Source organism: Acidovorax sp. 35-64-16, assembly GCF_002281195.1.
Classification (GTDB): Bacteria; Pseudomonadota; Gammaproteobacteria; order Burkholderiales; family Burkholderiaceae_C; genus Acidovorax; species Acidovorax defluvii.
In genome coordinates, this window is record NZ_NCFM01000034.1 from 23,510 (window position 1) to 30,008 (window position 6,499).

General features: G+C 63.1%; 5 protein-coding genes. All 5 read left to right on the forward strand.

All coding sequences use genetic code 11. From position 1 onward, the window contains the following. Positions 1 to 37 precede the first annotated feature (37 nt). The 5 genes from arsB to tnpC all read left to right on the forward strand — a co-directional run bounded on the left by arsB (position 38) and on the right by tnpC (position 6,416). Entirely contained in the window at positions 38 to 1,054 is a 1,017-nt protein-coding gene (gene arsB, locus B7Y64_RS15640) for an ACR3 family arsenite efflux transporter (RefSeq protein WP_094099122.1), read from the forward strand. Further along, a complete protein-coding gene (gene arsH, locus B7Y64_RS15645) occupies positions 1,044 to 1,757 on the forward strand; it encodes an arsenical resistance protein ArsH (protein ID WP_094097879.1) in 714 nt (237 codons plus the stop codon). The genes arsB and arsH overlap by 11 nt, the downstream gene beginning before the upstream one ends. Before the next feature lie 15 nt (positions 1,758 to 1,772). Beyond that, the gene (locus B7Y64_RS15650) at positions 1,773 to 2,951 is read left to right on the forward strand and encodes an MFS transporter (RefSeq protein WP_094097880.1); all 1,179 of its coding nucleotides are present in this window, start codon (positions 1,773 to 1,775) and stop codon (positions 2,949 to 2,951) included. Between the two features lie 91 nt (positions 2,952 to 3,042). Further along, positions 3,043 to 6,069: a Tn3 family transposase gene (locus B7Y64_RS15655; RefSeq protein WP_094097881.1), complete on the forward strand. Its 3,027-nt coding sequence runs from the start codon at positions 3,043 to 3,045 to the stop codon at positions 6,067 to 6,069. Then, positions 6,066 to 6,416 carry a Tn3 family transposase post-transcriptional regulator TnpC gene (gene tnpC, locus B7Y64_RS15660; RefSeq protein ID WP_094097882.1) on the forward strand — a complete coding sequence of 117 codons (351 nt, stop codon included), beginning with the start codon at positions 6,066 to 6,068 and terminating at the stop codon, positions 6,414 to 6,416. The genes B7Y64_RS15655 and tnpC overlap by 4 nt, the downstream gene beginning before the upstream one ends. Positions 6,417 to 6,499 lie beyond the last annotated feature (83 nt).

A 6,499-nucleotide genomic window follows, 5' to 3' on the forward strand; every position in this document is an offset into this window, starting at 1 on the left:
CGCAGTCATCGAAAGCCCGCGCGCCAGCGCGGCCCCCATGAGCGTGTTCGAGCGCTATCTGACGGTGTGGGTTTTCCTCTGCATCGTCGTCGGCATTGCGCTGGGGCAACTGTTCCCGGCGGCATTCCAGGCGGTGGGCCGCCTCGAGGTCGCCAAGGTCAACATCCCCGTGGGCGTGCTGATCTGGGTGATGATCATCCCGATGCTGCTGCGGGTCGACTTTGCGGCCCTCGCACAGGTGAAAAACCACTGGCGCGGCATCGGCGTGACGCTGTTCATCAACTGGGCGGTGAAGCCGTTCTCCATGGCCTTCCTGGCATGGTTCTTCGTGCGCCAGGTGTTCGCCGGTTCGCTACCGGCCGACCAACTCGACAGCTACGTGGCCGGCTTGATCCTGCTGGCTGCCGCACCCTGCACGGCGATGGTGTTCGTCTGGAGCCGTCTGACAGGCGGCGACCCTGTCTTCACGCTGTCGCAGGTCGCCTTGAACGACGCCATCATGGTGTTCGCCTTCGCCCCCATCGTCGGCTTGCTGCTGGGCCTGTCGGCCATCACGGTGCCGTGGGACACGCTCATCACGTCGGTGGTGCTCTACATCGTGCTGCCGGTGATCTTCGCGCAGCTGCTGAGGAAGCAACTGCTGAAGGCCGGGCCGGCCGCTTTCGAACGCGCCATGCATCGCATCGGCCCGTGGTCGATCGCGGCGCTCCTGCTGACGCTCGTTCTCCTGTTCGCATTCCAGGGCGAAGCCATCATCAAGCAGCCGCTGGTGATCGCCATGCTCGCGGTGCCGATCCTGATCCAGGTGGTGCTGAATTCCGGTCTGGCCTACTGGCTCAACCGAAAGCTCGGCGAGAAGCACAGCATCGCCTGCCCGTCTGCGTTGATCGGTGCGTCCAATTTCTTCGAGCTGGCAGTGGCCGCGGCCATCAGCCTGTTCGGCTTTCACTCGGGCGCGGCCCTGGCCACCGTGGTCGGCGTGCTGATTGAGGTGCCGATCATGCTGGCAGTGGTGAAGGTCGTGAACTCGTCGCGGGGTTGGTATGAGTCGTGAACTGCCGAACGTCGATCCTGAACTCTTTGAAAAACCCGATGCGGATCTGCTGCTGTCGGTAAAGCGCGCAAGCCATGCGCCGCGCATCCTGTTGCTGTATGGGTCGGTTCGCGAGCGGTCCTACAGCCGGTTGCTGACCGAGGAGGCAGCGCGACTGCTTCGCGCGCTCGGCGCCGAGACGCGGATCTTTGATCCTCGCGGCTTGCCGTTGCCGGACGCCGAACCCGACGACCATCCCAAGGTAGTGGAGCTACGCGAGCTCGCTCAGTGGGCGGAGGGAATGGTCTGGACCTCGCCCGAACGTCACGGCGCCATGACCGGGATCATGAAAGCCCAGATCGATTGGATTCCGCTGGCAATGGGCTCCGTTCGGCCCACGCAGGGCAAGACGCTCGCGGTCATGGAGGTGTCGGGCGGCTCGCAGTCCTTCAACGCGGTGAACCAGCTGCGCGTGCTCGGCCGCTGGATGCGCATGATCACGATCCCCAACCAGTCGTCGGTGGCCAAGGCCTTCCTCGAATTCGAGGAGAACGGCCGCATGAAACCCTCACCGTACTACGAGCGCGTGGTCGACGTCATGGAAGAGCTGGTGAAGTTCACGCTGCTCACGCGCGATTGCGCTCAGTACCTGGTCGACCGCTACAGCGAGCGCCGCGAGAGTGCGGAAGCCCTGTCGAAGCGAGTCAACCTGCGCAGTATCTAGTTTGGCCACTGTCGCATGACAACGGTAAGGCTGGGCGTGACCCAGACCTTGGCTTGGGCGTCCTCGTACTACCTTCTCGCGGTGCTGGCAGGCGCTGTGGGCCGAGATGTCGGCATATCGACCTCCATGGTCTTCGGTGCCTTTTCGGTAGCGCTTCTTGTCGCCGCGGGCGTGGGGCCGTATGCCGGTCGAATCATCGATCGGTTCGGCGGACGCCCCGTGTTGATTGCCAGCAATCTGATCTTCGCGGCCGGGCTGGCGGGCTTGAGCCAGGCAACGCAGGCGGCTCACGTTTTCATCGCGTGGGCTGTCATCGGCGTTGCCATGGGCGGCGGACTTTACGAAGCGGCGTTCGCGACGGCGGTGCGGTTGCACGGCCGCGACGCGCGGCGAACAATCACTGGCATCACCCTGTTCGCCGGCTTTGCAAGCACGATCGGATGGCCCTTGTCTGCCTATCTGGAGGGAACGGTTGGCTGGCGTGGGGCGTGCGTCTCATGGGCGACCTTGCACTTGCTCATCGGCATCCCGCTCAATGCCCTGCTGCCGCGCGCCGGCAATTCCGAGGCTTCCACGCAGGCAGCCGCCGGCAAGGAAGAAGGACTTGGTCTTTCCGTGTCGCAACAGCGCCGCGCCGCCGTCCTGATGGCTTACGTCTTCGCCGTGACTTGGTTCATCAGCACCTCAATGGCTGCGCATTTGCCGCAGCTGCTGCTGGCCAGCGGCGCCACACTCGCCGCAGCGGTGGGTATCGCCGCCCTGGTCGGACCGGCCCAAGTAGTGGGCCGGGTCATCGAGTTCACCTTTCTCAAGCGCGCGCATCCGCTGTTGTCGGCCCGTTTAGCCACGCTGGCTCATCCGCTGGGCGCGCTCTGCATCGGCCTGTTCGGTACTTCGGCCGCCGCCGGCTTCGCTGTGCTGCACGGCTTGGGCAACGGTATCCTGACCATCGCAATCGGGACGCTTCCGCTCTTGATCTTCGGCGCCAATGGCTACGGGCAGCGCCAAGGTTTTCTGATGGTGCCGGCGCGCATCGTGCAAGCCAGTGCGCCATTCCTTTTCGGCATCGCCGTGGAACGGTGGGGCGCTGGAGCGTTGTGGTTCTCCGCCATTCTGGGTTTGTCAGCCTGCCTCGCGCTGGTGGTCATGACTGCCGATATGAGAAAGGCCCCGCGCGCGGCTGAGGCGAATTGAGAGAAGGGCGACACCGAGGCGCAGTGCGCGGTAACCGCCATCGGCTACGCTGCGTGTCCAGATCGACCCTGCCTTGTGGGAGTTTTGCGCCATGGCGAGCATTGAACGTACTGCTTACCCTCGATTTCCTAGAACGCTGACGCTCAAGGATTTGCAGTCGTCGTTCACGCCGAGGCCCCAGGAGATCGAATGGGCCCACCAGCATTCGCGGACGCAGGAACGTCGTCTGGCCTTGCTCGTGCTGCTCAAATGCTTCGAGTTCCTGCGTCACTTTCCGGCGCTCGAAGTCATTCCTGTCGAGCTCGTCGAGCATGTTTCCGCCACCCTGGGCATGGCGCCGATCGAGAAGATCGAGTTCGCGTCCTTGGCCACGCTGTATCGCCACCACAAGGCGATACGCGAACTGCTCGGTGTCAAGCCCTACACCGATGAACAAACAAGGAAGCTGACGAGCCGGATCGCCCAAGACGCCGCCGGCATCGTGGAGACCCGCGCGGACATCATCAACATCACGATCGAGGAGTTGGTGCGACTGGGCTACGAGCTGCCGGTGTTTCGAACACTCGACGAAATAGCCGAGCAGGCGCATTCAACCGCCGAGGCTGCCTTGCACAAGCGGATCACCCAACGCCTGACCCTGGCCCAGCGAAACTGGCTTGATCGGCTGCTGATGGCCGAACTTCCAGCCCGACGCACGCTGTACAACCAGATCAAGAAGTCTGCGAAAAAAGCCTCGCGCAAGCATCTGGAATTGCTGCTGGACCAGTTGACCTGGCTGGAGTCCTTGCCCGACAGCGACACGCTGCTCGACGGCGTGCCGGCGACCAAGCTCAAGCACATGGCCGACATGGCATCCGCGCTCGATGCGGGCGACATGAAGGATTTGCTGCCCGCCAAGCGCTACACGCTGATCCTGGCACTGGTTCGTCAGATGCGCGTGAGAGCCCGCGACGACGTGGCAGAGATGTTCATTCGCCGCATCGGCGCCATTCACAAAACTGCCAAGGAGGAACTGCAGGTGATCCAGGCGCGCCAGCGCGAACTGAGCGAGGAGCTGGTGGCCACGCTGGAGCAGGTGCTGGAGATCCTCGCCGAAAACCTGGATGACGCCAGTACCGGGCAACGCGTGCGCGAACTGCTTGCGCCGCACGGCAACCTCGGTCAGCTGAGGACGGACTGCGAGGCAATTCGCGTGTGGAGCGGCGGCAACCACCTGCCGTTGATCTGGAAGGCCTTTAGCAGCTGGCGCGCGGCGATGTTCCGGATGGCGAAGGCGCTGCGTTTCGAGGCAGCCACCCAGGACCGCAATCTGCTCGATGCCCTGGAAGTCGTGCTGGCCAATGAACACCGCAAGGTCGAGTGGATCACAGACGACTTGACGCTGTCGTTCGCCTCCGAGCGCTGGCGCAAGCTGGTGCGCCGTTCGCATGGCCTGGGCCCTCCGACGAACCGGCGCTACCTGGAGGTGTGCGTGTTCAGTTATCTGAGCGGCGATCTTCGCTCCGGCGATGTGTGCATCGAAGGCTCGGAATCCTTTGCCGACTATCGCGCGCAGCTGTTGCCATGGAAGGAGTGCGAAGCGCTTCTGCCGACTTACTGCGACCGGATCGGCATACCAGCCACCGCGGGTGACTTCGTCGACGGTCTCAAGCAACTGCTCACCGAGACGGCCGAAAAAGTCGATGAAGAGTTTCCGCAGCATGCAGGCGACGTGGTGATCGGCAGCACTGGCGAGCCGACCTTGCGGCGTGTCGTTGCGCGCGAAGTGCCGGCGTCAGCCATCGCTTTGCACGCCGCTATCGAAAATCGCACGGTGCCGCGCAACCTGCTGGATGTTCTGGCCAACATCGAGCACTGGACCGGATTTACGCGGAATTTCGGTCCGCAGTCAGGCGACGATCCCAAACTTCGCAACGGACGCGAGCGCTACTTGCTGACCGTGTTCGCGATGGGCTGCAACCTCGGGCCCAACCAGGCAGCGCGCCACCTGTCCAATGGAGTGACACCGCACCAGCTGTCCTATGCCAACCAGCGGCACATGAGCCTGGACCAGTTGGACAACGCCTGCCGGGATCTGACCGAGCTTTACCTGCGGCTCGAGTTGCCCAAGCTATGGGGCGAGGGCAAGAGGGTGGCGGCCGATGGCACGCAGTACGATTTCTACGACCAGAATCTGCTGGTAGGCATGCATTTCCGGTACCGGCGCATGGGGGCAGTGGCTTATCGGCATGTGGCCGACAACTACATCGCGGTGTTCCGCCATTTCATACCACCAGGGGTGCTCGAAGCGGTCTATGTCATCGAGGGTCTGATGAAGGCGGGCCTGAGCGTGCAGGCCGACACGGTGTATTCGGACACCCATGGTCAGTCGGAAACGGTCTTCGCCTTCACGCACTTGGCAGGCATCCAGTTGATGCCTCGCATCCGGAACTGGAAGGACCTGCGTTTCTATCGGCCAGAGAGAGGTACGCGCTACCGTCATGTTGACCGTTTGTTCACCGACGTGGTGGACTGGAAGCTGATTCGCGACCATTGGCGCGATCTCATGCAGGTGTCCATCTCGATCCAGGCCGGACGGATCGCCTCGCCGATGCTGCTGCGCAAGCTCAGCCAGGAAGGGCGGCACAACCGGCTGTTTGCTGCGGCTCGCGAGCTCGGCCGCGTGCTGCGCACCGTCTATCTGTTGCGCTGGATCTCCAGCAAAGAGATGCGCCAGGAGGTCAGTGCCACGACGAACAAGATCGAGTCGTACCACGCATTCACGAAGTGGCTGGACTTCGGGGGCGACGTGATCAACGAGAACGATCCCAACGAGCAGCAGAAGCGGGTGCGCTTCATCGACCTGGTGGCGTCGTCGGTGATCCTGCAGAACACGGTGGACATGATGCGGGTTTTGCAGGAGATGTACGCCGACGGGGAGCCGGTGTCTGCGGCCGATGTCGAATACCTGAGTCCGTACATGACCTCGGGCATCAAGCGTTTCGGCAACTATCACCTCGACCTGAAACGGCCGCCGGAGCCCTGGGTCAAGGAGTCGCAGTTTCGGGAGGCGGCCAAGCGCGCGCGAGCTGCGGCCGCGGAGGCGCAGCGCGCCGGGCAAAAAGGAGCAGGGACATGAGAGATCCAGACGCCACCATCGTCACGGCCCACGGCCGGCTCGACCGGGCTGCGCTGGCGCGTGCGCAAAGCAGCTACGACACCACAGCGCTGCTGAGCGCGGTCGAGGAGCTGGACAGGATTGTTGGGCGTGCGCGAGGGCAGGATGGCCTCCGGGACATCCTGATGCGGCTGCACGGCATGGCCCACGCCGTGATCAACGGCGCAGGGCTGTCGGTCTCAACGAGCCAGGGGAGTCTGCCGGAGCTAGCCTTCGATGCGACTGCGGAGATTCTGCAAACGATCTCTACGTTGCAAAGGTGGGTGGAACTGATCCAACCATTGGGGAGCCTTCAGCCTCGCGATTGAGCGACGGAATCGCATTAAAGGTTTTGACTAAATAACCTTAGGGCTTATGAGTCAAAACTGGCCTTATCCCGGCTTGCCCTCGT

What these genes read in the sequence shown, in the direction of transcription:
- arsB (WP_094099122.1), top strand. Translation starts at nt 38, where the DNA reads ATGAGCGTGTTCGAGCGCTATCTGACGGTGTGGGTTTTCCTCTGCATC.
- arsH (WP_094097879.1), top strand. Translation starts at nt 1,044, where the DNA reads ATGAGTCGTGAACTGCCGAACGTCGATCCTGAACTCTTTGAAAAACCC.
- B7Y64_RS15650 (WP_094097880.1), top strand. Translation starts at nt 1,773, where the DNA reads ATGACAACGGTAAGGCTGGGCGTGACCCAGACCTTGGCTTGGGCGTCC.
- B7Y64_RS15655 (WP_094097881.1), top strand. Translation starts at nt 3,043, where the DNA reads ATGGCGAGCATTGAACGTACTGCTTACCCTCGATTTCCTAGAACGCTG.
- tnpC (WP_094097882.1), top strand. Translation starts at nt 6,066, where the DNA reads ATGAGAGATCCAGACGCCACCATCGTCACGGCCCACGGCCGGCTCGAC.